The sequence below is a fragment of the Kitasatospora sp. NBC_00374 genome (genome assembly GCF_041434935.1).
In the GTDB taxonomy this organism is placed as follows: domain Bacteria; phylum Actinomycetota; class Actinomycetes; order Streptomycetales; family Streptomycetaceae; genus Kitasatospora.
Window position 1 is genome coordinate 846,420 of sequence record NZ_CP107964.1, and the last position, 25,563, is coordinate 871,982.

Annotated in this window: 22 protein-coding genes; 8 read left to right on the forward strand and 14 right to left on the reverse strand. The window is 73.2% G+C overall.

The window, feature by feature from the left end:
* Together OG871_RS03975 and OG871_RS03980 are read right to left on the reverse strand one after the other, a co-directional pair.
* A complete protein-coding gene (locus OG871_RS03975; protein WP_371494252.1) occupies positions 1–489 on the reverse strand; it encodes a DUF2809 domain-containing protein in 489 nt (162 codons plus the stop codon).
* A 50-nt stretch (positions 490–539) separates the two neighbouring features.
* Positions 540–761: a hypothetical protein gene (locus OG871_RS03980; RefSeq protein ID WP_371494253.1), complete on the reverse strand. Its 222-nt coding sequence runs from the start codon at positions 759–761 to the stop codon at positions 540–542.
* Between the two features lie 378 nt (positions 762–1,139).
* Between OG871_RS03980 and OG871_RS03985 the strand changes: the two genes are divergently transcribed.
* On the forward strand, positions 1,140–3,593 hold the full coding sequence (locus OG871_RS03985; RefSeq protein ID WP_371494254.1) for an RICIN domain-containing protein: 2,454 nt from the start codon (positions 1,140–1,142) through the stop codon (positions 3,591–3,593).
* Between the two features lie 39 nt (positions 3,594–3,632).
* Here the strand turns inward: OG871_RS03985 and OG871_RS03990 are convergent, their stop codons facing one another.
* The 3 genes from OG871_RS03990 to OG871_RS04000 all read right to left on the reverse strand — a co-directional run bounded on the left by OG871_RS03990 (position 3,633) and on the right by OG871_RS04000 (position 5,699).
* Positions 3,633–4,715 (reverse strand): LacI family DNA-binding transcriptional regulator, encoded by a 1,083-nt coding sequence (locus tag OG871_RS03990; protein ID WP_371494255.1) that lies wholly within the window; start codon positions 4,713–4,715, stop codon positions 3,633–3,635.
* Positions 4,716–4,852: 137 nt separating this feature from the next.
* The gene (locus OG871_RS03995; RefSeq protein ID WP_371494256.1) at positions 4,853–5,260 is read right to left on the reverse strand and encodes a DUF3224 domain-containing protein; all 408 of its coding nucleotides are present in this window, start codon (positions 5,258–5,260) and stop codon (positions 4,853–4,855) included.
* An 82-nt stretch (positions 5,261–5,342) separates the two neighbouring features.
* Positions 5,343–5,699 carry a hypothetical protein gene (locus OG871_RS04000; RefSeq protein WP_371494257.1) on the reverse strand — a complete coding sequence of 119 codons (357 nt, stop codon included), beginning with the start codon at positions 5,697–5,699 and terminating at the stop codon, positions 5,343–5,345.
* A 174-nt stretch (positions 5,700–5,873) separates the two neighbouring features.
* On the opposite strand from OG871_RS04000, the gene galK reads away from it, so the two are divergent.
* Positions 5,874–7,016: a galactokinase gene (gene galK, locus OG871_RS04005; RefSeq protein ID WP_371494258.1), complete on the forward strand. Its 1,143-nt coding sequence runs from the start codon at positions 5,874–5,876 to the stop codon at positions 7,014–7,016.
* A 219-nt stretch (positions 7,017–7,235) separates the two neighbouring features.
* Here the strand turns inward: galK and OG871_RS04010 are convergent, their stop codons facing one another.
* The 5 genes from OG871_RS04010 to OG871_RS04030 all read right to left on the reverse strand — a co-directional run bounded on the left by OG871_RS04010 (position 7,236) and on the right by OG871_RS04030 (position 13,516).
* The gene (locus OG871_RS04010) at positions 7,236–8,219 is read right to left on the reverse strand and encodes a LacI family DNA-binding transcriptional regulator (RefSeq protein WP_371503209.1); all 984 of its coding nucleotides are present in this window, start codon (positions 8,217–8,219) and stop codon (positions 7,236–7,238) included.
* A 183-nt stretch (positions 8,220–8,402) separates the two neighbouring features.
* On the reverse strand, positions 8,403–10,154 hold the full coding sequence (locus OG871_RS04015; protein ID WP_371494259.1) for a beta-galactosidase family protein: 1,752 nt from the start codon (positions 10,152–10,154) through the stop codon (positions 8,403–8,405).
* A gap of 113 nt (positions 10,155–10,267) precedes the next feature.
* Entirely contained in the window at positions 10,268–11,611 is a 1,344-nt protein-coding gene (locus tag OG871_RS04020) for an ABC transporter substrate-binding protein (protein ID WP_371494260.1), read from the reverse strand.
* Positions 11,612–11,669: 58 nt separating this feature from the next.
* Positions 11,670–12,569, reverse strand: a complete 900-nt coding sequence (locus OG871_RS04025) for a carbohydrate ABC transporter permease (RefSeq protein WP_371494261.1) — start codon at positions 12,567–12,569, stop codon at positions 11,670–11,672.
* Complete coding sequence (locus OG871_RS04030) at positions 12,566–13,516, reverse strand: carbohydrate ABC transporter permease (protein ID WP_371494262.1); 951 nt, start codon at positions 13,514–13,516, stop codon at positions 12,566–12,568. The genes OG871_RS04025 and OG871_RS04030 overlap by 4 nt, the downstream gene beginning before the upstream one ends.
* Before the next feature lie 594 nt (positions 13,517–14,110).
* Here OG871_RS04030 and OG871_RS04035 point away from each other — a divergent pair.
* From OG871_RS04035 to OG871_RS04050, 4 genes are all read left to right on the forward strand, one after another.
* A complete protein-coding gene (locus OG871_RS04035) occupies positions 14,111–14,341 on the forward strand; it encodes an RICIN domain-containing protein (RefSeq protein WP_371494263.1) in 231 nt (76 codons plus the stop codon).
* A 643-nt stretch (positions 14,342–14,984) separates the two neighbouring features.
* Positions 14,985–16,025, forward strand: coding sequence for a substrate-binding domain-containing protein (locus OG871_RS04040; protein ID WP_371494264.1), 1,041 nt, complete (start codon positions 14,985–14,987; stop codon positions 16,023–16,025).
* A 128-nt stretch (positions 16,026–16,153) separates the two neighbouring features.
* Positions 16,154–17,770 carry a sugar ABC transporter ATP-binding protein gene (locus OG871_RS04045; RefSeq protein ID WP_371494265.1) on the forward strand — a complete coding sequence of 539 codons (1,617 nt, stop codon included), beginning with the start codon at positions 16,154–16,156 and terminating at the stop codon, positions 17,768–17,770.
* Positions 17,767–18,795 carry an ABC transporter permease gene (locus OG871_RS04050; protein ID WP_371494266.1) on the forward strand — a complete coding sequence of 343 codons (1,029 nt, stop codon included), beginning with the start codon at positions 17,767–17,769 and terminating at the stop codon, positions 18,793–18,795. Before OG871_RS04045 ends, OG871_RS04050 begins: the two co-directional genes overlap by 4 nt.
* Positions 18,796–19,148: 353 nt before the next feature.
* Here the strand turns inward: OG871_RS04050 and OG871_RS04055 are convergent, their stop codons facing one another.
* A complete protein-coding gene (locus tag OG871_RS04055) occupies positions 19,149–20,042 on the reverse strand; it encodes a DUF4394 domain-containing protein (protein WP_371494267.1) in 894 nt (297 codons plus the stop codon).
* A gap of 430 nt (positions 20,043–20,472) precedes the next feature.
* Here OG871_RS04055 and OG871_RS04060 point away from each other — a divergent pair, with 430 nt between their 5' ends.
* The gene (locus OG871_RS04060) at positions 20,473–21,312 is read left to right on the forward strand and encodes a pentapeptide repeat-containing protein (RefSeq protein WP_371494268.1); all 840 of its coding nucleotides are present in this window, start codon (positions 20,473–20,475) and stop codon (positions 21,310–21,312) included.
* Between the two features lie 46 nt (positions 21,313–21,358).
* On the opposite strand, the gene OG871_RS04065 is transcribed toward OG871_RS04060, so the two are convergent.
* Together OG871_RS04065 and OG871_RS04070 are read right to left on the reverse strand one after the other, a co-directional pair.
* Complete coding sequence (locus OG871_RS04065) at positions 21,359–22,186, reverse strand: poly-gamma-glutamate hydrolase family protein (RefSeq protein WP_371494269.1); 828 nt, start codon at positions 22,184–22,186, stop codon at positions 21,359–21,361.
* Between the two features lie 97 nt (positions 22,187–22,283).
* Complete coding sequence (locus tag OG871_RS04070; protein WP_371494270.1) at positions 22,284–23,492, reverse strand: MFS transporter; 1,209 nt, start codon at positions 23,490–23,492, stop codon at positions 22,284–22,286.
* Between the two features lie 79 nt (positions 23,493–23,571).
* Between OG871_RS04070 and OG871_RS04075 the strand changes: the two genes are divergently transcribed.
* The gene (locus OG871_RS04075) at positions 23,572–23,955 is read left to right on the forward strand and encodes a MerR family transcriptional regulator (protein ID WP_371494271.1); all 384 of its coding nucleotides are present in this window, start codon (positions 23,572–23,574) and stop codon (positions 23,953–23,955) included.
* Positions 23,956–23,980: 25 nt separating this feature from the next.
* Here the strand turns inward: OG871_RS04075 and OG871_RS04080 are convergent, their stop codons facing one another.
* Positions 23,981–25,522 (reverse strand): MFS transporter, encoded by a 1,542-nt coding sequence (locus OG871_RS04080; RefSeq protein ID WP_371494272.1) that lies wholly within the window; start codon positions 25,520–25,522, stop codon positions 23,981–23,983.
* Positions 25,523–25,563 lie beyond the last annotated feature (41 nt).

The following is a 25,563-nucleotide window of genomic DNA, read 5'->3' on the forward strand; positions in this document are numbered from 1 at the left end:
TCACCGCACGCCGCGGTACGCCCGCCGCCGGGCGTGCCGGAGCGGGGCGTGCCGGAGCGGGGCGTGCCGGAGCCGGGAGGAGCGGGCAGCCGTGCGGAGGGCGGTGTGGGCGGCGCAGGCGAGGGCCGCGCCCACTGCGTACCAGAGCAGGTCGGGCGGGTTGAAGGTGGAGCCCAGGGCGAGCCGGGCGGCGGTGCTGTGCCGGGACAACCCGGCCGGGATGCCGGTCAGTTGCAGGAACTCGACGGCCCAGCTCAGCGCGAGCGCGACGGCGGCGGCCGTGCGGGGCCTCGTCCGGGGTGCGGCCAGGACCACCAGGGTGTGGACCAGGACGGTGTAGAGCACGTCACCGGCGGGCTTCGCGAACTCCTCGCCCAGGCCCGCCCGCACCGCCAGCCCGGCACCCACCGTCACCGCCGCCGCCCCGAGGGCCGCCGATCGAGCCCGGAGCCGTCCACCGGTCTCCCCCTGGTCGTTCACCCCGCCCACCCTACGATCCGACGCCGGTACCGGGCGGGGCGGGGGCGGGGTCGTCAGGGTCAGTACGGGTGGACGACGTCGGTGACCAGCCCCGTGCCGTGGTGGACGGCGGCGCTGGAGCAACTGCGGCGCAGCTGGACGGCCCGTGCGGTGTGCTGCTGCTCGATCAGCAGGCCGGTGAGGTCACCGGAGTACCGGTGCCGGTCCCGGCGGATCAGGTGCAGCGTCGCGGCGGCCGCCACTGCGGCAAGCCCTCCGAGCAGCGCGATGATCGAACCCATCGTGGGCACGTCCTTCCTCGACGTCACGTCCCGGCGCCCCGGGCCCGGGAAGAGGCTTGATCGTTGCACGAATCACCCGGGGACGGCCGGAACCTGAGGATCATTTGAGGTCGGTCTCGGCCGCCTCCGGCACCCGACACGGGGACCGCGTCTGCAGACCCGCCGCGCCTGCCGGCCCGTACGGCCGTCGCCATGTCATGTTTGCGATGCCATACCGCACGCCCGCCCACCCACGCGCCGCGGCCGGATCCGCCTGCCCGCCCCGCCGAGCCCCTGCGGCCCATGCCTGAGCGGGCGTCATGTGCCGGGCGCTGCCGGGCGAACGCCCGGGCGGGCGTCGTCCACCCGTCGATCCGCAGCCCACATCCGGAGGAAACCTTGCCCCTCACACACGGACAGCGGCGTCCACGCCCCCACCGCCACCGCACGGGCCTCGCCGCCACCGTGGTCGCCTCCGCCGCCCTCGTCGCGGGCAGCCTGACCGCCGTGCCTGCGGCGGCGGCCGAGAGCGGCGCGCCGCAGGTGATCGTCCGACTCGACCCGAGCTACCAGCAACAGCCGTTCCAGGGCTGGGGCACGGCGCTCGCCTGGTTCGCCAACGTGACCGGCGGCTGGCCGGACGCGCAGCGCAACCGGCTGGCCGACGAGCTCTACGGCGCGAACGGCCTGGGGTTCACCATCGCCCGCTACAACATCGGCGGCGGCGACAGCCCCGAGACCCGGCCGTACATGCGCCCCGGCGCCGCCGTGCCCGGCTACTGGAACCGTCCGGCCGCCTTCGGACCGCCCGCGGACGGCACCGGGGACCGGCAGGAGCCCGTGAACTGGTGGAACCCGGCCGACCCGACCCACTGGAACGACTCGGCCGACCCCAACCAGCGGTGGTGGCTGCAGGCGGCCAGGAAGCGCGGTGCGGACACCTTCGAGGCGTTCTCGAACTCCGCTCCGTACTTCATGACCCACAGCTCCCTCGCCTCGGGCGCCGCCCTCGGGTGGCAGGACAACCTCCGCGCGGACCAGTACGGCCGGTTCGCCGCCTACCTGGCCGGTGCCCTCAAGCGGGTCGAGGCCTCCACCGGCGTCGACTTCGCCTCGATCTCACCGGTCAACGAGCCGAACACGGACTACTGGCGGGCCGGCGGTCCGCAGGAGGGCTCGCACTGGGACCCGGCGTCCCAGGCACAGATGATCACCAGCCTTCGCACCGCACTGAACGCGGCCGGGGACAGCACGCCGATCGCGGCCATGGACGAGACCAACCCGACCCTGTTCCGCGAGGACTGGGACTCCTACCCGGCGCCGGTGCGCAGAAGGATCGGCAGGCTGAACACGCACACCTACTCCACCGGCGGCCGTCCCGCCGTGCGGGACATCGCCAAGGGTTCGGGCACTCCGCTCTGGATGTCCGAGGTCGACCTCGGCGGCACCGGCGGCCAGAGCTTCACGGCCATGAGTCCCGCGCTCGACCTGGCCCGACGCATCAACGGCGACATCCGGGAGCTGGAGCCGAGAGCCTGGGTGATGTGGCAGGCCGTCGAGGACTACGAGAACATGACGGCCGACCACGAGAACGCCAACTGGGGTCTCATCCAGGTCGACCTCACCCCCGCCGACCCGGCGACCGAGCCGATCCGCAGGAACAAGAAGTACTGGGCGATGGCCAACTACAGCCGGTTCGTCCGGCCAGGCGCCCGCGTCATCGCCACCAACGCGGACAGCACGCTCGCCGCGCTGCGGCCGAACGGCGGCGCCGTCGTCGTCCACACCAACTCCACCGGTGCGGCCGAGGAACTCACCCTCGACCTCGGCGGCTTCACCGGGGTGAACACCGCCGTGCCCGTGCAGCGGTACACCACCGACGCCGCGAGGAACCTGCAGCGCGACGCGGACCTCGGCACCTCGGCCGCCAAGACCCTGACCACCACGGTCGGCCCCGACTCGGTCACCACGTTCGTCATCCCGGGCGCGACCGGCATCGACGACGCCACGGCGACCGCGCCGACCGGCACCGCCCGCCAACTGGTGAACGACAACAGCGGCCTGGCACTCGCCGCCGCCGGCCACGGCCTCGTCCAGCATCCGTCGAACGCCGCCGACCCCGCCCAGCGGTGGACCTTCACCAGGATCTCCGGCGGCTGGAACAGCACCGCCTCCTACCGGATCACCGACGGCGCCGACGGCACCGCCCTCGCCGTCGACGGCACGGGCGCACTCGCCCTCGCCGCCCCCGCCACGAGCAGCGCGCAGTACTGGCTGCTCTCCACCACGGGCGACGGCCACAGCACGCTGGTCAACAAGGCGACCGGACGGCTGCTGGACGTCTCCGGCGCCGCCACGTGGGACGGCGCGGCGGCCGGGGCCTTCCAGCCCACCGGCGAGCGCAACCAGTCCTGGCGGCTCCGGTCGACCGCTCCCGACACCTGGGGTCCGCTGCGGCCGCGGCACAGCGGCACGTGCGTGGCCGCCGCCGGCGGCGCCACCTCACCCGGCGCGCCCGCCGTGCAGGAGGCGTGCACCGGCGGGGCCGGCCAGCAGTGGACCCTGCGCAGCAGCAGCCCCGGCTACGTCAACATCGTGGCCCGGCACGGTGGAATGTGCCTCGCCGTGGCGGGCGGCTCCACGGCCGACGGCGCCGCGGTGGTGCAGTACGGCTGCGACGAGGCCGCCGACCAGGAGTTCTCGGTGCGCGCCCAGGCGGCCGGCCACGTCGTCCTGGTGGCCCGCCACAGCGGGAGGTGCCTCGACGTCGCGGGCGCTTCGAGTGCGGCGGGTGCCGCCCTCGTCCAGTACGCGTGCAACCGGAGCACCAGCCAGCAGTTCCGGACGGGGTGATCGAGCCGTACCGCGGCACCCCGGGGCGGCCCGGCCGGGTCACCCCGGCAGGGCGCCCGCGGGGGGTGCGGAGCTGGACCGGACGAGCAGTTCGGTCGGCACCGCGATCGACCGGTTGGTCCGCCCGCCTTCCGGCCGGTCGATCCGGTCGAGCAGCAGGGCCACGCACTGCCGGCCCACCTCCTCGAAGTCCTGCCGGACGGTGGTGAGCGGCGGAGCGAAGTACCCGGACTCCGGCACGTCGTCGAACCCGACCACGCTGACGTCCTGCGGAACGCGCCGGCCCGCCTCGCCCAGCGCGCGCACCACGCCGAGCGCCATGTGGTCGTTGGCCGCGAACACGGCCGTGACGTCCGGGCGTTCGGCCAGCCGTCGGCCGATCCGGTAGCCGGACTCGGCCGTCCAGTCGCCGAGTTCCAACGCCGGGACGGGAGCGCCGGCCGCCTTCAGGGCGGCGTGCCAGGCGGCGGCCCGGCGCCGGGCCGCATAGGAGTCCTGCGGTCCGCCGACGTGCAGGACGGTACGGTGCCCCAGGTCGAGGAGGTGCCGGGTGGCCGCGGTCGCGCCGGCGGCCTGGTCGGTGTCCACCGAGGGGAAGCGGTGCTCGGGGTCGCCGTCCGCGACGACCACGGGCACACCGGACGAGACGTTGAACCCCGGCCGGTCGAGGATCTGCGCCTCGATGACGACGAGACCGTCCACGGCCTGGTCGGTCAGCCGGCGCACTGCCTGCTGCACCGCGTCCTCGGTCTGTTCCTGCGCGCACACCACGTTCACCGAGTACCCGGCGGCCTGCGCGGCCCGCGAGATCGCGGCGAGGGTACGGGCGTTGCCGTGCGCACTGAGATCGAAGGTCACCACGCCCAGCGCCTGGAACCGCCCGAGCGTGAGGGCCCGCGCCGCGCTGTTGCGCTGGTAGCCGAGTATCCGCATGGCGGACAGCACGCGTTCCCGGGTCTCCGGCTCGACGTTGGACCGGTCGTTGGCGACCCGGGAGACGGTCTGCGAGGAGACGCCCGCGAGCGCGGCGACATCGGCCTGCGAGGGCGGCCGCCGCCGGTCGCGGGAAGCGGTCTCCGGGCGGACCGCTGCCGCCGGGTCGGGGTTCTCGCCGTGGTCCATGCCGCTCCTCGCTCCATGCGTGCGCGAACATGCTACCTCCGGGTAGCCACGGTGGCGGGCGAGGAGGTACAGGCACCGGGGGGCCGGCCCCGGCGCAGGCCGTCCCGGTCCGCCCGCCGGTGTCGCCGGCCGAGGGCTCAGCCTAGGTCGTAGTCGAACCACACCCGGTGGGTGCCGTCCTCGTCCACCGCCATGCCTCCCCCGCCACTGATGCCGGCGAGCTCGCCGGTACCGCTGGAGGGCACGATCACGAAGTACTCGCCGGTCCGGTCGCCGCCGGAGGTGGACGCCGCGTGCGCGAAGTTGAAGGCGCCGTCGCGGCCGTTCAGCGAGCCCTCGAAGGACTCCATCGCCACATAGGTACCGACGTTGGTCGCCTGGTCGAAGGCCGCGGTGAACAGGGTGGCGGATCGGCCGGCGACCTCGCCCTCGAACTGCTTCTCCATGGTGGCCACGCCCACCGGCAGGGCGGTGGTGACGGCCGGGCTCGGCACCACGTCGGTCGGTACGAAGGACTTGACGGTGAATGTTCCGGAGGCTCTCATGCCGGACATCGTAGGGGCGGGGTCCGACATCGGCGGGGGCGCGGATCGGCCGCCCGCCCGTGGCCCGGACGGGGCGGCGCCCTCAGCCCGTACCGGCATCGGCGAGGGGCACGCTGCGGTGGCACGCGAGCAGCAGGCGGGCCTCGCGCAGGAGGGCGAGCGCGGTCCGCAGGTGCCGGGCCACCTGGGGCAGCAGGGTGCCGCGGAAGCGGTCGGCGCGGGCGACTTCGGTGGCGGCGCGGGCGAGCAGGTCGGCCGCGTCGGGGAAGTCCGGGTGGCGGGTGTCGGCGGCGGTCTGGGCCGCGACGGCGGCCAGCAGTTCGGCGATCTCCCCTGCGCCCGGATCGTCCAGGACGTCCTCACCCCAGAGCAGCAGTTCCCGCGCGACGGAGTGCAGCAGGGCATCCCTGCGCAGTTCCCACCAACCCCCACATGTCACACGGAGATCATCCCTCATCACGCTGCGCAGCGGGAGCGGAACGGTCCAGACGCCCCTGAATGTTGACTCCCGACTGATCTTGTTTGATTATGTTGATAGTTGATTTCCGTCGGCAGCCCCGGCCCCCTCGGCGGGAAGCAGCCCCGGGTTGGACAAGTCGCTGGAGCTGAGCACATGTTCGAAGAAGCCGCCACGGAGTTCGAGGCCGTCCACGGCACCCGGCCGACCGGAACCTGGGCGGCGCCCGGGCGGGTCAACCTCATCGGCGAACACACCGACTACAACGACGGCTTCGTCCTGCCGATCGCCCTGCCGCACACCACCCGCGTGACCGCGCGCCGCCGTGACGACGGGCGCCTGCGGCTGTTCAGCGCGCAGGGCGACGGGCAGGTGACCGAGCTGGCGGTCGCCGACCTGGCACCCGGCTCGGTCGCCGGCTGGGCCGGCTACCCGGCGGGCGTGCTCTGGGCACTGCGCGAGGCCGGCCACCGGGTCGGCGGCGCCGACCTCTCCTTCGACAGCGACGTGCCGACCGGCGCCGGGCTCTCCTCCTCCGCCGCCCTGGAGTGCGCCACCGCCGCGGCCCTGAGCGACCTGTACGGGCTCGGCCTGACCGCGGCCGAGCTCGCACTGCTCGCCCAGCACGCCGAGAACGCCTTCGTCGGCGTGCCGTGCGGCGCCATGGACCAGATGGCCTCCGCCTGCTGTACCCGCGGCGCGGCCCTGCACCTGGACACCCGGACGCTGCAGCTGCGACACGTCCCGCTCGACCTGGACGCCGCGGGCCTGTGCCTGCTGGTGATCGACACCCGGGTCAAGCACGACCTCGGCGACGGCGCCTACGCGGCCCTGCGGGCCGGCTGCGAGCGGGCCGCCGCACTGCTGGGCCTGCCGGCCCTGCGCGACCTGGCACCCCCGGACCTGCCCGCGGCCCTCGGCCGGCTCCCCGCGGAGCTCGGGCCGCTGGTGCGCCACGTGGTCGGCGAGAACCTCCGGGTGGCCGAGGCCGTCGAGCGTCTGGAGGAGGGCGACGTCGCCGCCCTGGGGCCGATCCTGACCGCCGGTCACGCCTCGCTGCGCGACGACTTCCGGGTCTCCTGCGCCGAGACCGACCTCGCGGTCGAGTCCGCCGTCCGGGCCGGCGCACTGGGGGCGCGGATGACCGGTGGCGGCTTCGGCGGCTCCGTCATCGCCCTGGTCGGTACGGCCGCGCTCCCCCAGGTCGAGGACGGCGTGCGGGCCGCCTTCCGGCAGGCCGGCTTCGCGGCGCCGGTCACCTTCACCGCCGTCCCCTCGCCGGGCACCCGCCGCCTCTGACGCGGCGATGCCCGTCCCCTCGGCCCTCCCCCGTCGGATGCCCCGACAGCGCCGGCGGGGGAGCTCACGTCCGGGGCCGATCCGCTCGGCGGTGGGGCGCGGGCGGTGTCGATTCGCGCAGGACGCCGATGCCGTGGGGTCGGGCGGTGCGGGTCGGCGGCGGCGCTCCCCCGTCTTGCCGCCGGGGCGGGCAGTCCTCTCCCGCCCGGACGCGCGGCGTCAGGAACGGGGGGCGGCGGTGCTGCCGCGGGCCACCAGGGTGGGCGTCAGGACGACCCGGCGGGGGGTGCCGTCCGGCCCGGCGATCCGGTCGAGCAGCAGGCGGACGCACTGTCTGCCCACCTCGTCGAAGTCCTGGCGGACGGTGGTGAGGGGCGTCGGGAAGTACTCGGCCTCGGCGATGTCGTCGAATCCGGCCACGCTGACGTCGCCGGGCACCGGGCGCCCCGCCTCCTGCAGGGCGCGCAGCACGCCGAGGGCCATCTGGTCGTTGGCGGCGAAGACCGCCGTCACCTCCGGGCGGGCGGCCAGTTCGAGGCCCGCGCGGTAGCCGGAGGCCGCGGACCAGTCCCCGTACAGCACCGGCGGTGTCGGGGCTCCCGCGGTCTTCAGCGTGTGGTGCCAGGACTGCGCACGGCGGCGCGCGGGGTGGGAGTCGCGCGGGCCGGCCACGTGCCAGACGGTGCGGTGGCCGAGGCCGAGCAGGTGGGAGACGACGCTCCGGGCGCCGAGGGCCTGGTCGACGTCGACGGTGGGGTGGTGGTGGCCGCTCTCGCCGTCGGCGACCACCAACGGCATGCCGGAGGGCAGGCTGAGCGCGGGGGTGTCCAGGATCTGGGCCTCGATCAGGATGATGCCGTCGACCGACTGCACGGTCAGGCGCTCGAACGCCTCGCGGACGGCGCGCTCGGTCTGGGCCCGCACGCCGATGAGGTTGACCGAGTAGCCGGCCTCCTGGGCGGCGTCGGCGATGCCGGCGAGGGTCCTGGTGTTGCCGCACGCGGTGACGTCGAAGCTGATCACGCCGAGGACCCCGAACCGGCCGGTGACCAGCGCCCGGGCCGCGGTGTTGGGCCGGTAGCCGAGGATCTCCATCGCCGAGAGCACCCGCCGGCGGGTTCCCTCGTCGACGTTGTGGCGGTTGTTGGCCACCCGGGAGACGGTCTGGGAGGACACGCCCGCCATCGCCGCGACGTCCGCCATCGAGGGCCGGCCGCCGGGCGGACGTCGGCGCGCGGGCACGCTCTCCCGCGGTTGCACCGTCATGCACATCCCCTTCGAACGCCCCGGACTCGTCGAACGCCCCGGAACCCGGCGGAGCACACTGTACCTGCCCATGTTGGCGCGAACACCGGCCCCCCGACGGGCGGCCACCGGCCGGCCCGGCTACTCCTCGGTCGGCCCGAGGTCCGGTGTCCCGCGCAGCTCGACGGTGCGTGCCGCGTGCGCGGCGTGCAGCTCCAGCACGGTGATCTCGTTGGACCCCGGACGCAGGACGGCGCCGGGCAGGTAGAGCGCGCGCTGCGGCCCACGGGACCAGTGGCGGCCGAGGTGGAAGCCGTTGACCCAGACGTTCCCCTTCGTCCAGCCCGGCAGGTGGACGAAGGTGTCCGCCACCGCGTCGAGATGGACGCTGCCGCGGTGGAAGGCCGGCCCGACGGGGGCGGCGGAGCGCTCCGCGAAGTCCAGCCCGTCGAGCGAGTGCAGCGGCAGGGCCCGGTTGGTCCACCCGGCCGGCTCGACGCCGTCGAGCAGGACCCGGCCGGGCAGACCCTTGCGATCGTGCAGCCCCTGCCCGTAGTTGACCCGGCCCTGGTTCTCGACCAGCAGCCGCAGCACGCTGCCCGCGCGCGGCACGGTGAACGCGATGGCCCGCTCGTGGTTCTCCCGCTCCAGGACGCCGACCGGCTGGCCGTCGACGAAGACCTGGGCCCGGTCGCGGACCGCCTCCAGCTCCAGCAGGACGGGCCCGGCGGCGGGCAGCACCGTCTCGTAGAGCACGAAGCCGAAGTCCTGTCCGAGCTCTTCCATGGTCAGCGGCCGGTCGGACCGGACGGGGGTGCTCAGCGCGGGGAGGCCGTCGAACAAAGGGGCGGCCAGCGGCAGGGACACGGACGGGACGCCGATCTTCGCACCGCGGTCCGGGACCGGCTCCGCCGGGACGGGCGCGTGCTTGGCGATGACGCTGCGGAACGCCTCGAACTTCGCCGTCGGGTCGCCGGCCTCGTCGAGGGGCGCGTCGTAGTCGTAGGAGGTGACCGTGGGGCGGTAGGTGTGCTTGTCGTTCGCGCCGTTGGTGAACCCGAAGCTGGTGCCGCCGTGGAACATGTAGAGGTTGACCGAGGCCCCCGCGGCCAGCACCGAGTCCAGTTCCTCGGCCGCCCGGTCGGGGTCGCGGACCACGTGGTGGCCGCCCCAGCGGTCGAACCAGCCGATCCAGAACTCCGTGCACATCAGCGGGCCGGTCGGCCGGTGCGCGCGCAGGGTCGCCAGGCCCTGCGCGGAGCGGCTGCCGAAGTTGGCGGTGGCGAGGACGCCGGGGAGGGCGCCGCGCGCGAGGTCGGCCGGCTGGTCGCAGGTGAACAGCGGGACGTCGACGCCGTGGCGGCGCAGTGCCGCCGCGAGGTGCGCGAGGTGCGCGGTGTCGTCGCCGTACGCCCCGTACTCGTTCTCCACCTGCACGGCGAGGACCGGTCCGCCGCGGGTGCCGAGGTGGCGCAGCAGCGGTGGCAGCAGGTGCCCGAAGTAGTCGTCGACGGCGGCGAGGTAGCGCGGGTCCTGGCTCCGCAGCAGGATGTCGGGTTCGGTGAGGAGCCAGGACGGCAGGCCGCCGCCCTCCCACTCGGCGCAGATGTAGGGGCCAGGGCGCAGCAGGACGTGGAGTCCTTCGGCGGCGGCGAGGTCGAGGAAGGCCGGCAGGTCGAGCCCGGCGTCCATCCGGAACTCGTCCCGGTTCGGCTGGTGGAGGTTCCAGGGGACGTAGGTCTCGACGGTGTTCAGGCCCATCAGGCGGGCCTTGTGCAGACGGTCCGCCCACTGGGCCGGGTGGACGCGGAAGTAGTGCAGGCCGCCGGAGATGATCCGGAACGGCTCGCCGTCGAGGCGGAAGCCCTCGTCGTCGATCTGCAGAACGGGCATGTGCTGCTGCTCCTGATGGGGTGTGGGCTGCTCGGTGAGGGTGGGCGGGGCGAGGGGGCCGGTCGCGGGCCGGCGGCCGTCGGGGCGTCCCCGCGACGGCCGCCGGCCCGGGGTCAGGGCGCGGTGACCTTGAAGCCCTGCCGGCTGCCGTACTCGGAGATCCGGTTCTGCCAGGCGGTCAGGCCCGAGGAGAGGCCGCCGGCGCCGAAGCTCTGGCCGACGGTGTCCTTGAAGACGGAGTTGGCGTAGACCTGGTACGGGAGGAACTGCCAGCCGGGGCCGACGGAGGCGGAGGAGGCGGCGAAGACCTGGTTGGCCTGCTGGCCGCCGAGGGACTCCAGCGGCTTGTCGAGGAAGGCCGGGTCCTTGAGCAGGTCGGTGGTGGCCGGGAAGAGTCCGTTGGCGGAGAGCGACCGGACGGCCTCGGGGTCGGAGTTCAGCCAGGTGGCGAAGGCCGCGGCGGCCGCCTTGTGCCTGCTGGTGGTCGGTACGACGACGGAGGAACCGCCGTTCTCGGAGGTGACGTCGTCGCCGGCGTTCCACTGCGGCAGGGGGGCGGCGCGCCAGTCCTTGGCGGTGTCCGGGATGGTGCCGGCGAGGCTGCCGGGGGCCCAGGCGCCGGTGATCCACATGGCGTACTGTCCGGTGCCGAGCGACTGCCACCACTCGTTGGTCCAGCCCGGGGCCGCGTCGACGAGCTTGCGGTCGACCAGCGAGGTCCACAGGTCCGCGACCTTCCTGGCGCCCGGGTCCTGGAGGTCGACGGCGACGGAGGTGGCGTCCTTCTGCTGGAAGGGCCGGCTTCCGGCCTGCCACATCAGGCTGTCCAGGCCGCCCGCGTCGCCGGGGTCGATGGAGGTGATGAACCGCTTCGGGTCGGAGGCCTTGATCTTGACGGCGGCCGCCTCGAACTCGGCCCAGGTCCTGGGGGGTTCGATCTGCAGCGAGTCCAGGAGCTTCTTGTTGTAGAACATCACCATCGGGCCGGTGTCCTGGGGGATGCCGTAGATTCCGTCACCGACGGCGACCTGGGCCCAGGCGGAGGGGGTGAACTTCGACCGGAGGTCGGCCGCGCCGTAGTCCTCGAGGTTCACGAGCCGCTTGGAGAGCGCGAACTCCGGCAGGGCGAAGTACTCGACCTGGGCGAGGTCCGGGCCGCCGCTGCCGGCCTTGACGGCCGTCTGGAGCTTGGTGTACTCGGCCGCGGACTGGCCGGCGTTGACGATGTCGACCTTGATCTGGGGGTGCTTCTGCTCGAACAGGGCAACGGTCTTGTCGAGGTTGGGAACCCAGCTCCAGAAGGTCAGGGTGGTCGGGGTCTCCAGGGCCTTCGACGGGTCGGCGGCCTCGGTGCCGGTGCCGGCGTCCGCGCCGCAGGCGGTCAGGGACAGCGCGATCGCGGCGGCCGACACGAGTGCGGGCAGGCTGCGGCGCGGGGTGGTGCGCGCACGGGTCATGGCGGGACTTCCTTGCTGGGGAGGCGGGTTCGTGGCCGGGCGGGGTGGTGACGGTCGGTCACTCCTTGGCGCTTCCGGCGGCCAGCCCGGACTGCCAGAAGCGCTGCAGGAAGAGGAAGGCGAGGACGAGCGGGACGATCGCCAGCACGCTGCCGGTGACGACCAGCGGGTAGAAGTTGACGGTGGTGGCGCCGCTGCCCGCCGCGCCGGTGGCCAGGCCGTTCCACTGGTTGAGGCCCACCGTGAGCGGGAACCACCGGGGGTCGCTGAGCACGATCAGCGGCAGGAAGTAGTTGTTCCAGGTGGCGACCAGGGCGAACAGCAATACCGTGACGAAGCCGGGGGCGAGCAGTCGCAGCGAGATGGTGAAGAAGGTCCTGAGCTCCCCCGCCCCGTCGATCCGGGCCGCTTCGAGCATGGAGTCCGGGACGGCCTCCCGGGCGTAGACCCGCATCAGGTAGACGCCGAACGGGCTGACCAGGGAGGGCAGCAGCACCGCCCAGGGGGTGTCCACCAGGCCGGCCTTGCTGAACAGGAGGTAGGTGGGGACGGCGAGGGCCGTCCCGGGGATGGTGACGGCACCGAGGACCAGCGCGGACAGGGCGGTGCGGCCGCGGAAGCGGTACTTGGCGAGCGCGTACCCGGCGGCGGTGGAGATGAAGGCCGCGCCGCCCGCGCCCACCACGGCGTACATCAGCGTGTTGGCGAACCAGCGCAGGTAGACGCCGTCGTCGTAGCCGAGGACGTCCCCGATGTTGTCGAAGAGGTGGAAGCCGTCGCCGAACCACAGTCCGAAGCTGGTCACCAGCGACCCGGAGTCCTTGGTGCTGGACATCAGGAGCCAGAACAGCGGCAACAGCGTGTACAGCAGCATCAGGCCCATGGCCACGGTGAGGGCGGTGCTGGAGCGTCGCCGGCGGCTCCGTCCTCCCGGCCCGGTGGTGGTCTTTCGGCTCACCGGCTCTGCTCCTTCCGCATCGACCGCAGCTGCACGGCGTACGCGACCAGCGCGGTCACGCCGCCGAGGACCACCGCGACGGCTGCCGAGTAGTTGAACTGCTGGCCGTTGAAGGCCAGGTTGAAGGCGTACATGTTGGGGGTGTAGCTGGTGGGGATCGCGCTCGGGGCGAGCGACTGCATGATGTTGGGTTCGTTGAAGAGCTGGAAGCTGCCGATGATCGAGAAGATGGTGGCCAGCATCAGGGCGGGCCGGACGGCGGGCAGTTTGATGCTCCAGGCCTTGCGGAACTCACCGGCCCCGTCCATCTCGGCCGCCTCGTACAGCTCCTCCGGCACGGTCCGCAGGGCGGCGTACAGGATGAGCATGTTGTAGCCGACGAACTCCCAGGTGACGACGTTGCCGATGGAGGCGAGGATCCACGACCGGCCCAGCAGATCCGGTACCCCGGTGCCGAGCGCGTCACCGATCTGGCGGATCAGCCCGAAGCGCCCGCCGTACAGGTAGCCCCACATCAGGGAGGCCACGACGGCCGGGACGGCGTACGGGATGAAGACGCCGATCCGGAACAGCCCCGCCCAGCGCAGGCGTCCGCTGTCGATGGCCAGGGCCGCCAGCAGGGCGAGGCCGAGCATCACCGGCACCTGGACGAGCAGGAAGAGCGCGACCCGCCACAGGCCGGCCCGGAACAGCTCGTCCCCCAGGGCGCGGCGGTAGTTGTCCAGCCCGACGAAGACGTTCCCGCCGACCAGGCGCTCCTGGAAGAGGCTCAGGTAGGCCGCGTAGCCGAGGGGAGCGGCGATGCCGATCACGAAGACGACCAGGAACGGTGCGAGGAAGACGTAGCCGAAAGCGCCACTGCCCCGGCGGCCGGGCCGCGGCGCGGGCCGGGACCGGCCGGTCGGTCGGACCGTGCCGGAGGGGGCGGAGGTTTGCAAGGTGCTCACGGGACAGCCCTTCGCCGCGGATGCTTGCGGATGTTTACGCCAACATGAGGTTGGCGCCGAGTCTTGACCGCTGACACCCGGGGCGTCAAGCCAAAACACCCGCGCGACACCCCTTCGTCATGCGGATGCCGACAGACCAGGACGGAACGGCTGAATCACCGTCAACCAGTCATGCCGGAAGCGCCGTCCACGCGACCTGGCATGCGCGGGAAGGGGTCGTTCGCATCCGCACGTGGGCCCGCACTCCCACCCCGGGCGCCGCTCCGGCCGCGGGGAGATGTCGGCCCGGTGAAGCTCTTGACGCGCGCCGCGCCCGGCCCCGACAATCTCGCTCCACCAACCGTGATTGCGCCAACATGCTCGGGCCGCCCACCGGACGCCCCCACCCACCCGCCCCCACGTGTCCACGGCGTGACGTTCCCGCAGGCCGTCCACTCGCCTGTCGGAGTCGCAGCATGCGGCCCGGGCCGTCCCGCCCGGATCCACTCTCACGAGGTACGTGACCACGCCCCAGAACAAGACCGCGCTGTTCGCGGCCCCGCTCGCCCTGCTGGTCGCCGTGCTCGGCGCCCGCCAGCCGGCGGGTGCCTCACCTTGAACGGCGGGTCCGCCGCGGACGGCGCGACCGTCGTCCAGAACTCCTGCGGCACCGACCCGTCCCAGCAGTGGAAGCTCCGGAGCACCGGCACCTACCGCACCGTGGTCTCCCAGCTCGGCGGCAAGCGCCTCGACGTGGCCGACCGGTCGACCGGCAGGGGCGCCGAACTGCTGGTGTGGGCCTGCAGCGGCGGCGACAACCAGCAGTGGGCCCGCACCACCGCCTGATCCGACCCTCGACCGCCGCCGCTCCCCCTGGACGTGGGAGCGGCGGCCGAACGCCCCCTGCGGCACCGGGCCCACGGCCCACTGTCGGTTTGTGTTCGGTTATGTCGCCTGCCCCCCGAGCCGGCGAATCCGCCTCCAGGCGGGACCACGCCTCGGACACTCGCACCACCGGCGGGGCCCCGTCGGCACCGGATTCTCGGCCTCCACGACGCCACGGACCCGAAACGACCCCGACACATCCACACCTCGGGCGGATTCCCCGGCGCGCTCGCAAAACCGTCGCACGACGCCTTCCCCGCCACGCTCCAAGCGGCCCCCACCGTGCACCTGGGGGCCCACGACAGGTCCCGTCGGTACAGGTTGCAGGGCGCCGAACGTCACAAGGGGGTCTCGGCTGCCGGATCCTCTTGACGCTGACCGTGTAACCGGAGTGTCATATGTCCCATCACGTTTGAACATGTTGAGTTCTGATCGCTTTTCCGGCAGCCCCTCCGACGAAGGAACGCCGGCCGAGCCGATCCGCCCGACACGTCGCACAGCTCCACCCGCACCAGGCAGGGGGCGGACACTCGCCCCCTCTGCTCCCCGCACCCCCAGACCGTGCGAGCGCCGCCCCTCGGCGCGAGCACAAAGGAGCGTCCTCATGTTCCGTACCACCAGCCGTGCCGTCGCCGCGACCGGACTGCTGCTCGCCCTGGGCCTGACCACCGCCTGTTCCACCGGCAAGGAGTCCACCGCCTCCGACGCCTCGGTCGCCCCGGTCACCGGCAAGATCTCGATGACGTACCTGCAGAAGCAGGGCGACCAGGAGTACTTCATCGGCGAGGCCGAGGGCGCCAAGGCCAAGGCCGCGCAGCTGGGTGTCGACCTGAAGGTGGTCAACCTCGGCAACGACGCGAACAAGACGGTCAGCGAGGTCCAGTCGGCGATAGCCCAGAAGACCAACGGTCTGATCATCGTGGTGCCGGACCCGGCCGTCGGTCCGCAGGTGGTGCAGACCGCCAAGGACGCGAAGGTCGCGCTGCTCACCTCGGACGACCAGATCTGCGCCACCGGCCCCGACCCGTCCACCTGCGCCAAGTCCGACCTCGTCCCCCGGATCGGCTTCTCCGGCGCCCAGATGGGTGGCGAGGTCGGCAAGCGCGCCGTCGAGGAGTACAAGAAGGCTGGCTGGAACCCCGCCGACACCCGGATCATCTCCGCCTGGAAGCAGGACGTCACGGTCTGCGGCGACCGCGTCAAGGCCGCCAAGGCGACCTTCGACGCCGCCGTCCCCGGCATCCAGAACATCGACGTCGCCACCGACAACACCCCCACCGGCGCCCAGGACAAGATCGCCGCCACCGTCACCGCCAACGCGGGCGTCAAGAACTGGATCGTCTGGGGCTGCAACGACGAGAACGTCCAGGGCGGCGTCACCGCCCTGCAGAACGCCGGCTTCAAGGCCGACAACGTCATCGGCGTCGGCCTCGGCGCCTACCTCGCCTGCAAGAACTGGAGCGGCGACAAGCCCACCGGCATGAAGGCCGCCCTGTTCATCAACGGCAAGGACGTCGGGGCGCTGGCCGTCCAGACCATGTACGACAAGCTCAAGAACAGCAAGGACATGCCCGCCGAGGCCTTCGCCCCCACCACCATGGTCGACGCCACCACCTGGAAGACCTCCGGCGTCACCTGCAGCTGACACCCCGCCGCAGCCGAGGCCCGCGACCGGCCTCCCCCCACGCCGCCTTCGGCCTGACCCCCTGCGGGCCGAAGGCGGCCTTCCCCACCGAACACGCCCTCCCACGAAGACCCTCCGAGGTGACCAGCATGAGTCGAGCGCGCAGCTCAAACCCGGACCCCCGCCCACCCACCGGCCGCGACGGCGGCACGGACACCGACCGCACCGGCCTCGCGACCGCCGTCCGCACCGCGGGCGTCCAGGGCGTCACCAAGCGGTTCGGGGCGGTCCAGGCCCTGACCGGTGTCACCCTGGACTTCCCCGGCGGCCAGGTCACCGCGCTGATGGGCGAGAACGGCGCGGGGAAGTCCACTCTGCTGAAGATCCTCACCGGCGACCACCAGCCCACCGAGGGCCACGTCGTGCTCGACGGGCGGCGCGTCGACCTCAAGTCCCCCGCCGAGGCCCGCGCCGCCGGCATCCGGATCATCCCGCAGGAACCCGAGATCATCCCGCACGTCTCGGTCGCCGAGAACGTCTACGCGGGTGCCCTGCCCCGAGCCGCCGGCCGCCGCCTGGACCGCGCCGAACTGCGCCGCCGGATCACCGCCGACCTCGAACGGCTCGGCTTCGCGGGCGTCCTGGACCCGGACCTGCTGGGCTCCCAGCTCACCCCCGCCCAGCGGCAGCTGGTCGAGATCATGCGGGCCCTGACCGGCGAGGCCAAGGTGATCGCCTTCGACGAGCCCACCTCCTCCCTGTCCGAGCACGAGGTCGACGCCCTGTTCGCCCTCATCCGGCGCCTGCGCGACGACGGCATCGCCGTCGTCTACGTCTCGCACCGCATGCAGGAGATCTTCCAACTCGCCGACCGCATCGCCGTCCTGCGCGACGGCGCCCTGGTCGGTGTCCAGGACGCGGCCACCACCGACGACGGCGAACTCGTCCGCCTCATGGTCGGCCGCGACCTGTCCGCGATGTTCTCCCGCGAGCACGTCGCCACCGACCGCCTCGTCCTCGACGTGCGGGGCGTCACCACCGACGCCGTCCACGACATCAGCCTGCAGATCCGGGCCGGCGAGGTCGTCGGCCTCGCCGGGCTGATCGGCGCCGGACGCTCCGAACTCGCCCTCGCGCTCGCCGGAGACCTGCCCATCCACAGCGGCAGCGTCACCCTCGACGGCAAGCGGCTGCGCTCCGGCAACCCCGGCGAGGTCATCAAGGCCGGCCTCGGACTCGCCCCCGAGGAGCGCAAGGCCCAGGCCCTGTTCCTGCAGCGCTCCATCCGCGACAACACCTCACTCGTCGTCCTGGAACGCCTGCGCCGCCTGCGCTTCGTGCGCCGCGGCGCCGAACGCGACCTCGCCCAGCAGTACACCGACCGCCTCCGGGTACGCACCCCGTCCATCGAGCACGAGGTCCGCAAGCTCTCCGGCGGCAACCAGCAGAAGGTCGTCCTGGCCCGCTGGCTCGCCCGCAAACCCAAGGTCCTGATCCTCGACGAGCCCACCCGCGGCATCGACGTCGGCGCCAAGGCCGAGATCTACCAGATCATCGCCGATCTCGCCAAGGAGGGCGTCGCGCTGCTGGTGATCTCCTCCGAACTCCCCGAGGTCCTCGGCCTCGCCGACCGCGTCATCGTCATGCAGGGCGGCCGGATCACCGGCGAGCTCGACCGCGCACAAGCCTCCGAGGAAGCGATCCTCGCCTTGGCCATGGCCGACGACCTCAGCGCGACCACCCCCGCCCCTGGAGCATCCTCATGAGCACCACGACCACGCCCCGGCCCACCACGACGGGCAAGCCCGCCCACCGGACCGGCACGTCCGTCCTCGCCTCCGTCGGCGGGCAGAACCTCAGCCTGATCGGCGCCCTGGTCGCCGTGATGGCCCTGTTCGGGTTCCTCAACGACAACTACCTCAGCATCTCCAACATGCAGGTGATCGCCGAGGCCGCCACCATCACCGGCCTGCTCGCGATCGTCCAGACCGTCGTCATCATCTGCGGCGGCCTGGACATCTCGGTCGGCTCCCAGGCCGGCGTCGCCTCGGTGGTCAGCGCGATGGCCTTCACCTCCGCCGGGTCCAACCCCTTCGCCGGCATGGCCGCCGCCGTCGGCGTCGGCGTCCTGATCGGCATCCTCAACGGCGTCGTCATCGTCTACGGGCGCGTCAACCCCACCATCGCCACGCTCGCCGGCCTCGCCGCCTACAAGGGCCTCGCCCAGCTCATCTCCGACGGCCGCGCCCAGGGCTACGTCCTCAACGACGACGTCTTCGTCTTCCTCGGCCGCGGCAAGATAGCCGGCCTGCCCGTGATGGTCTGGATCCTCATCGTCGTCGCCCTCGCCGTCCACCTCCTGCTCAAGTACACCGACATCGGCCGCAACATCTACGCCATCGGCGGCAACGACACCGCCGCCCGCCTCGCCGGCATCAACATCAACAAGTACCTGGTCTCCGTCTACGCCCTCATCGGTGTCGTCGCCGCCGTCGCCGGCATCCTCCTCACCGCCCGCACCGGCTCCGGCCAGCCCACCTCCGGCAGCGAGGGCCTCGAACTCAAGGCCATCACCGCCGCCGCCCTCGGCGGCTGCGCCCTCAAGGGCGGCAAGGGCGGCATCGGCGGCACCCTGCTCGCCGTCGCCCTGCTCGGCTGCCTGGAGAACGGCCTCACCGTCCAGGGCATCAACGCCTTCTGGCAGAACGTCGCCCAGGGCGCCCTGCTCGTCGTGGCCGTCGTCATCCAGCAGCGCCGCAGCGGCGAACGCGCCGTCGGCCTCCCCAGCTGACCCCGTGACCTTCCGTCCCTCGCGGCGCCATCCGACGGTCGTCCCGCTGCTGTGGCGACCCGGTTCCGGCCGGGGGACGGAACGGCGGTAGGCCGCTGAGGGTCGGCCGGACCGCCACCGGGCCGCCGGTGCCGCTGCTCGCACAGCACGGCACCGGTGGCCTCTCCCGTTCGTGAGTCCCGTCACCGGCTCGGGGGCGGCCGAGAACACCCACGGGCTCGGCACCGGCACGACCTGGTGCACGCCGGGGGCGACCGAGCGGACGAGGCGTGCACAGGCGCCGGTGGCACGGCTGAACCGCCCCAGGCCGCCCCGGGCCGCCGGGGGCGGGCCGTGCTCCGGGCCGGGGCGGGTCAGTCCTGGTCGTCGTCCTGGCCGAGGGGCAGGGCGATGTCGGTGACCTGGAGACCGACGGGGAAGGACCCCAGCTTCAGGGCGGCGCCGGTGAGCAGGTCGACGCGGTAGAAGCGCCGGGCACCGTCCACCTGGAGGCTGGCGTAGGCGGTGTTGCTGTGGTGGATGGGGCTGTAGTAGACGTCGAATCCCGCGCCCGAGTCGGCGGTGACGCCGAGGGAACCGGTCGGGGCCAGGAAACCGGCGTTGGCGGGCGACTGCAGGGACACCCGGTCCAGGTCGGTGTCCAGGTCGAAGAGCGTGGTTCCGGTGGCCGCGTCGAGGTCGTTGTTGGTGTAGGCGGCGCCGCTGACACCGGTGGCCGTGGTCCCGGTGGTGGCCGGCGGGACGGCGGGATTGGTCAGGGTGCCGTCGGCGACGGTGGTGTCGGCGGCCGGCGCGCCGTTAGGGTCGTCGAGGTTGTGGCGCAGGTTCTGGCCGGTGTCGGAGATGACGCGCAGCCGGTTGGCGGCCGGGTTGAAGTCGACGCCGAACCGGGTGCCCTGCAGGGCTACGGTCAGCTGGGAGACCTTGGTCGCGGCGGCGGTGTCGATGTCCAGGGTGTAGACGCCGCCCCGGTCGCCGACCCCGTAGAGCTCCCCGTTCTGGACCCGGAAGTCGATGCCGACCAGCCTGGTGTCGCCGGCCAGGCCGGAGACCCGGCCCAGGGACCAGGCCGACTCGACTTCCCCGGTGCGGAACGCCACCAGCCGCTGGTCGTCCGTCAGGCCGATGACCGCCAACCCGTGGCGGTCGAACCGGCCGTGACCGTCGGCGACCGACGGGCCGGCCACACCCAGCAGCCCGGCTCCGACGGCCAGCACGATCGCACCGGTCAGTACAGCTCTACGCATGGTCTCTCCCAAGGGTTCGTCAGCGAGGCGGACATCGCGCCGCATTGAACCGATGTAGCACTGTTCGGCCGACATCCCCGTGACGGTGCCTGTATGACTTCCATGTCGGTTGCGGCTGCCACCCCGCCGTGAGAACCACCGTGCGGCCGAGTCCGGCCTGTGCGCGGGGACGGCCTGCGCGCGGGGCGGGAGAAGCGGGACCGTCGCAGGCCGGACGACGGGAAGACAGACGCGTGACGACCGGCCCCGGCAGTCGTCGGTGCGAGCGGCCGGGACGTCTGCACGGCCGGGTACGGCGTCCGGCCCGTTGCCGGCCCGCGGCTGCGGCGGCGGCTGCGAAAACGGGTGGCGGAGGTTTGAGAGAGTAGGGGGCTGGAGCCGGGCCCGCCGCAGGGGTCGCCCGGCGACGACACACGGGAGAACACGCGCCTTGTCCGAGAACCACCGGCCCGCGCAGTCCGCCCCCGACGGGGGCCTCGCGCTGCTGCGGTCCGACTGCGGGAACTGCTTCGGGCTCTGCTGCGTGGCGCTGACCTTCACCCGTTCGTCGGACTTCGCGATCGACAAGGACGCCGGACAGCCCTGCCCCAACCTGCAGCAGGACTTCCGCTGCGGTATCCACACCAAGCTCCGGACCAGCGGTTTCGCGGGGTGCACCGGGTACGACTGCTTCGGTGCGGGCCAGCGGGTGTCTCAGGTGACGTTCGGCGGCCGCGACTGGCGGCAGGATCCGGCCGGCGCGCAGCGGATGTTCCGGGTGCTGCCCGTGATGCGGCAGCTGCACGAGCTGCTCTGGTACCTGACCCAGGCGCTCGACCTCCCGGCGGCCCGCCCGGTCCGTGCCGAGCTGGCACGCGCGCTGGAGGAGACCGAGAAGCTCGCCGGGCAGGATCCGGACGCGCTGCTGGACCTGGACGTGGCCGCCCAGCGGGGGCGGGTCAACGTGCTGCTGCTGCGTACCAGCGAGCTCGTCCGGGCCGGGTTCCCGCAGCGCAAGAAGGACCGCCGGGGGGCCGATCTGGTCGGTGCCCGGCTCAAGGGCGCGGACCTGCGCGGCGCCAACCTGCGGGGGGCGTACCTGATCGGGGCCGATCTGCGCGGCGCCGACCTGCGCACGGCCGACCTGATCGGTGCCGATCTGCGGGACACGGACCTGCGGGGCGCGGATCTCACCGGGAGCATCTTCCTGACCCAGTCGCAGCTGAACACCGCGCGCGGGGACGCGGCCACGCGGCTCCCGGCCGGGCTCGACCGCCCGTCGCACTGGTAGGGCGCGGCCGAGGTCCCAGGCGGCATCGATCTTTGACCGCGCGCGGTCAGAGCAGGTGCTGCTCGGCCTCGACGCGGGCGATCGCGGCGCGGGCGGCCGCGACGAAGCTCCAGAACAGCGGGAGCGTGCTCTCCGCCCGGCGGGCCGGGGTGTTGCGGCCCGCCGCGAACATCTCGGCGCGCAGGTCGGCGGTGACCTCCAGCTGGGCGCCCGTGCCGAGCAGGGTGCGGTTGCAGATGTTGTCCGGCGCGATGCCCGCGATGCCCTCCTGACCGGTGGCGGACACCGCGCAGATCCCGGCGGCGGTGAACTCCTCGACCAGGTACTGCCGGAAGGCCGGGTTGAGGCCGCCCACCAGCACTGCCCGGGCGCCGGGTTCCATTCCCGCCCGGGCCGCCGAACAGCCGTGCACCGCGACCACGTTGAGGCTGCCCGCGGCGAGCGATCGGGCCATCGTGTCGTCGCAGTGCGTGGCGGTGACGTGCAGGGCGGCGTTTCCGGTGGCGCGCAGGCCTTCGAACAGCCAGAAGTCGTGGACCGGCCCGGCGGCGGGATGGGGTGCGAGTCCGGCAGGGTGGTAGCCGGCGATCGCCAGGCAGAGCTCGGAGGTGCCCTCCTCGATGCCGCCGCCGTGGGGCGCGATGACCGTGGTCCGGACGAAGGGCGCCCGGCCGGCCGGGTCCTGGTCGTCGATCGGGTGCCGTCGGCAGCGCCGGCCGTAGTCCACCCCCTCGACCAGGGCGGGGTCGGAGTACAGCGCGGTGTTGGAGGGGTAGGTGTCGGTGGCGGGAAGGGCGGGCGCGGCGGTCCCGGGGGCGGCGGCTACGGGCGCCGCGGCGAGACCGGTGATCGGTTCACGACGGTTCAGGGCCATGGCAGTCGAGCATGTCAGCGGTCGGCCGCCCGGGAAAGGCGGCGCACCGCCCCGCCGGGGGTGACGACCGGACGGCGCCCGGGGCGGCGGCCCGCGGTCAGACCGTCCGGCGGGCGGGGAAGGCGTGGCGCCGGGCCAGGGTGACGACGGTGAGCGCCGCCGTCACCAGGGGAAGGGCCGTCCAGGGCAGCGCTCCGGCGCCGGCGGCGTCCAGGGCGATACCGCCGGTCAGTGATCCCGCGGCGATGCCGAGGTTGTAGACGGTGGCCTGCAGGGAGGTGGCCACGTCCGCGTGGCGCGGCCCGGAGAGATCGACCAGGGCGGTCTGCAGCAGGGTGGGCGCCGCTCCGAAGGCGGCGCCCCACAGCGCGACGGCGGTCATGGTGACGGCGGGCACCCGGCCGAGCAGGCCGAGGGCGAGCATCGCGCCCGCGATCAGGGCCAGCGCGGCCAGCAGGACCAGCCGGGGACGGCGGTCCACGAACGCGCCGCCGAGCCAGACGCCGACGACCGTGGCGAGGCCGAAGACGAGCAGCAGGGGCCCGGCGCCGCCCTGTCCGCTGTGTGCGGCGAACGGCACCAGGTAGGTGTACAACGCCTGGTGGCCCAGGAGCAGGAACAGGGTGACGGCGAGCGTCGCGGGGATACCGGGGATCGCCGCGATGCGGCACAGCGGGGCGCGCTCGCCGGCGCGCTCGCCGGGGAAGTCGGGGACGTACGCCAGGCTCCACGGCACGAGGGCGAGGGCGAGGCCGGCGAGCAGGGCGAAGACGGTGCGCCAGCCGACGGCCGTGGCGAGGGCCGTCCCGGCCGGGATGCCGAGGGCGAGGGCGACGGTGATGCCCGCGAGCACCACGGCGATGGCCCGGCCGCGGCGCTCGGGCGGGGCCAGCCGGGCGGCGTAGCCGGCCAGCATCGCCCACAGGGTGCCGCCCATGGCTCCGGCGAGCAGGCGGGCCGTGAGGGTCAGGGGGTAGGAGGTGCTGAGGGCGGTGACGGTGTTGGCGAGGGCGAAGCCGAGGAGCGCGCCGGTCAGCACCCGGCGGCGGCGGACGCCGCGCAGGGCGGCGGTGAGCGGGATGGCGGCGAGGAAGGAGGCGGCGGCGTAGGCGGTCACCAGGTAGCCGACGCGGGCCTCGGGGACGTGCAGTCCGGTGCTCATCCGCGGCAGCAGACCGGCCGGGAGCAGTTCGGTCATGACCGCGCCGAAGGCGGCGGCGAAGAGCGCGAACAGGGCTCGCAGGGGGAGCCGTGCGGGCGCGCCGAGCCGCGGTGTCGGCCGGTCCGTGGTGGGTGCGGTGGGCATAGGCTCATGGTGGAACCCTCACATCGGTGTGAAGGCAAGCGTGGGCCGAGGCGCCGTCGTAGCGCCTTCGAGGAGTGTCATGAGGATCGGCGAGCTGTCGCGCCGCACGGGGGTGCCGGCCAGGATGCTGCGCTACTACGAGGAGCAGTCGCTGCTGTGTCCCGAACGGGCGGAGAACGGCTACCGGGCGTACCGGGAGGCGGAGGTCCACCGGGTGCAGCAGATCCGCGGCCTGCTCGACTCGGGCCTCACCACCGAGATCATCCGCCGTATCCTGCCGTATCTCGACCGGCCGGACGAGATCCACGTCCACCCGGAGTGCCTGACCCCGGAGACCGAGGCGCTGATGCGGGGCGAGGCCGAGCGGCTCCAGCAGCGGATCGACTGTCTGGCCCGCAACCGTGACGCCATTCACGCCTACCTCGCCGCCGTGCGGCCGGTGGCGGCGGTCCGGGAGGGGTGACGGCGCGGGCGGGCGGGCGTTGCGGTCAGCTTGCCGGCGCCTCCTGCGGCTCGGGGCGGTCGCGCTCGATCTCGTCCTCCCGGACCAGCCAGAGGGCGAGGACCGCGCCGGAGAAGCTGAGCAGCGCGCCGAGCGTCAGCACGTCGTTGAAGCCCGCGAGGAAGCCTTCGCGGGCGGCGGCCGTGACCGCCGCCCGGGCGGGCGGGGGCACCGCGGCGACGGCCTGTTCCAGGCTGCCGGACGAGGCGGCCTCGACGAGTTCGCGGGGAAGCGGTCCCTCGGCTGCCACCGTCCCGGCCGTCAGCTCGCGGACCTCGGCGGCGCCGCGGCCGACGAAGATCGCTCCCCAGACGGCGATGCCCACGGCGATGCCGACCTGCCGGAAGGTGTCGTTGATGCCGGCCGCCATGCCGCTCTGCTGCTTGGGCACCACGCTGACGGCCACGTCGGCGATGACCGGGTTGATCAGGCCGACGCCGGCGCCGGCGATCAGGAAGCCGGGGAGCAGTGTCGTCCAGTCGGAGTTCGCGTCGATGCCGTTCATCAGCAGCAGGCCGCCCCCGACGGCGGCGAGGCCGACGGCCAGCATGTAGCGGGCCTGGACCCGGGAGAGCATGATGCCGGCGATCGGCGCGACGACGAAGCTGAGCACGGTGATCGGCAGGTAGCGGATGCCGGCCTGGAAGGGCGAGTAGCCGAGGTAGTTCTGCAGGTAGAGCGTCATGTAGAGGAACAGCGCGAAGAGCGAGCCGGAGACCGCGAACGCTGCCAGCTGGACGCCGGTGAAGGCGCCGCGGGCGAACAGGCCGAGCGGCAGCATCGGCTCGGGGACGCGTCGCTCGATCAGGATGAACGCGGCCAGCAGGAGCGCGGAGCAGACGAACAGCGTGACGATCAGCGCGCTGCCCCAGCCCTCCGCGTTGCCCCGGACCATTGCCAGCACCAGCAGGAACAGCGCGAGGCTGAAGGTGGCGACGCCCGCCCAGTCGACCCTGGTCGCGTTCGGGTCGCGGCTCTCGCGCACCTTGGCGTAGGTGGCGGCGAGCGTCAGCAGTCCGATCGGTACGTTGACGTAGAAGATCGACTCCCAGCCGAGCGAGTCGGTCAGGGCCCCGCCGACGAGCGGGCCGATCGCGACCGCGACCCCGATGGTGGCGCCGTACATGCCCATCGCCGTGCCGCGTTCACGCCCGGCCGCGAACTCCTGGGCGACCAGGGCCAGGGACACCGCGAACATCGCCGCGCCGCCGACGCCCTGGAGCGCACGTGCCAGGTTGAGGAAGGTCGGGTTCGGTGCGATGGCGCAGAGCAGCGAGGCGACGGAGAAGATCGCGAGTCCGGCGGCGAACACCCGGCGACGCCCCAGCCGGTCGGCGAGCGAACCCGCCGTCAGGACCAGTGCGGCGAGGGTCAGGGCGTAGGCGTCGAACACCCACTGCAGGTCCGTGAAGCTGGCGCCGAGATCCGCCCGGATCGCGGGCAGCGCCACGTTCACGACGGTGATGTCGAGCAGCAGCATGAACGTCGCCACCAGTACGGCGACCAGGGTCCACCACTTGCGTTCCATGGGTCGGCCGGTCTCCTCGTCGCCGCGGCAGGGCCTCGTCC

What these genes read in the sequence shown, in the direction of transcription:
- OG871_RS04010 (WP_371503209.1), bottom strand. Translation starts at nt 8,219, where the DNA reads ATGGCGGACGTCGCGGCGATGGCGGGCGTGTCCTCCCAGACCGTCTCC.
- OG871_RS04020 (WP_371494260.1), bottom strand. Translation starts at nt 11,611, where the DNA reads ATGACCCGTGCGCGCACCACCCCGCGCCGCAGCCTGCCCGCACTCGTG.
- OG871_RS04075 (WP_371494271.1), top strand. Translation starts at nt 23,572, where the DNA reads ATGAGGATCGGCGAGCTGTCGCGCCGCACGGGGGTGCCGGCCAGGATG.
- OG871_RS03980 (WP_371494253.1), bottom strand. Translation starts at nt 761, where the DNA reads ATGGGTTCGATCATCGCGCTGCTCGGAGGGCTTGCCGCAGTGGCGGCC.
- OG871_RS03995 (WP_371494256.1), bottom strand. Translation starts at nt 5,260, where the DNA reads ATGAGAGCCTCCGGAACATTCACCGTCAAGTCCTTCGTACCGACCGAC.
- OG871_RS04015 (WP_371494259.1), bottom strand. Translation starts at nt 10,154, where the DNA reads ATGCCCGTTCTGCAGATCGACGACGAGGGCTTCCGCCTCGACGGCGAG.
- OG871_RS04065 (WP_371494269.1), bottom strand. Translation starts at nt 22,186, where the DNA reads ATGGCCCTGAACCGTCGTGAACCGATCACCGGTCTCGCCGCGGCGCCC.
- OG871_RS04070 (WP_371494270.1), bottom strand. Translation starts at nt 23,492, where the DNA reads ATGCCCACCGCACCCACCACGGACCGGCCGACACCGCGGCTCGGCGCG.
- OG871_RS04045 (WP_371494265.1), top strand. Translation starts at nt 16,154, where the DNA reads ATGAGTCGAGCGCGCAGCTCAAACCCGGACCCCCGCCCACCCACCGGC.
- OG871_RS04080 (WP_371494272.1), bottom strand. Translation starts at nt 25,522, where the DNA reads ATGGAACGCAAGTGGTGGACCCTGGTCGCCGTACTGGTGGCGACGTTC.
- OG871_RS04050 (WP_371494266.1), top strand. Translation starts at nt 17,767, where the DNA reads ATGAGCACCACGACCACGCCCCGGCCCACCACGACGGGCAAGCCCGCC.
- OG871_RS03990 (WP_371494255.1), bottom strand. Translation starts at nt 4,715, where the DNA reads ATGGACCACGGCGAGAACCCCGACCCGGCGGCAGCGGTCCGCCCGGAG.
- OG871_RS04040 (WP_371494264.1), top strand. Translation starts at nt 14,985, where the DNA reads ATGTTCCGTACCACCAGCCGTGCCGTCGCCGCGACCGGACTGCTGCTC.
- galK (WP_371494258.1), top strand. Translation starts at nt 5,874, where the DNA reads ATGTTCGAAGAAGCCGCCACGGAGTTCGAGGCCGTCCACGGCACCCGG.
- OG871_RS04055 (WP_371494267.1), bottom strand. Translation starts at nt 20,042, where the DNA reads ATGCGTAGAGCTGTACTGACCGGTGCGATCGTGCTGGCCGTCGGAGCC.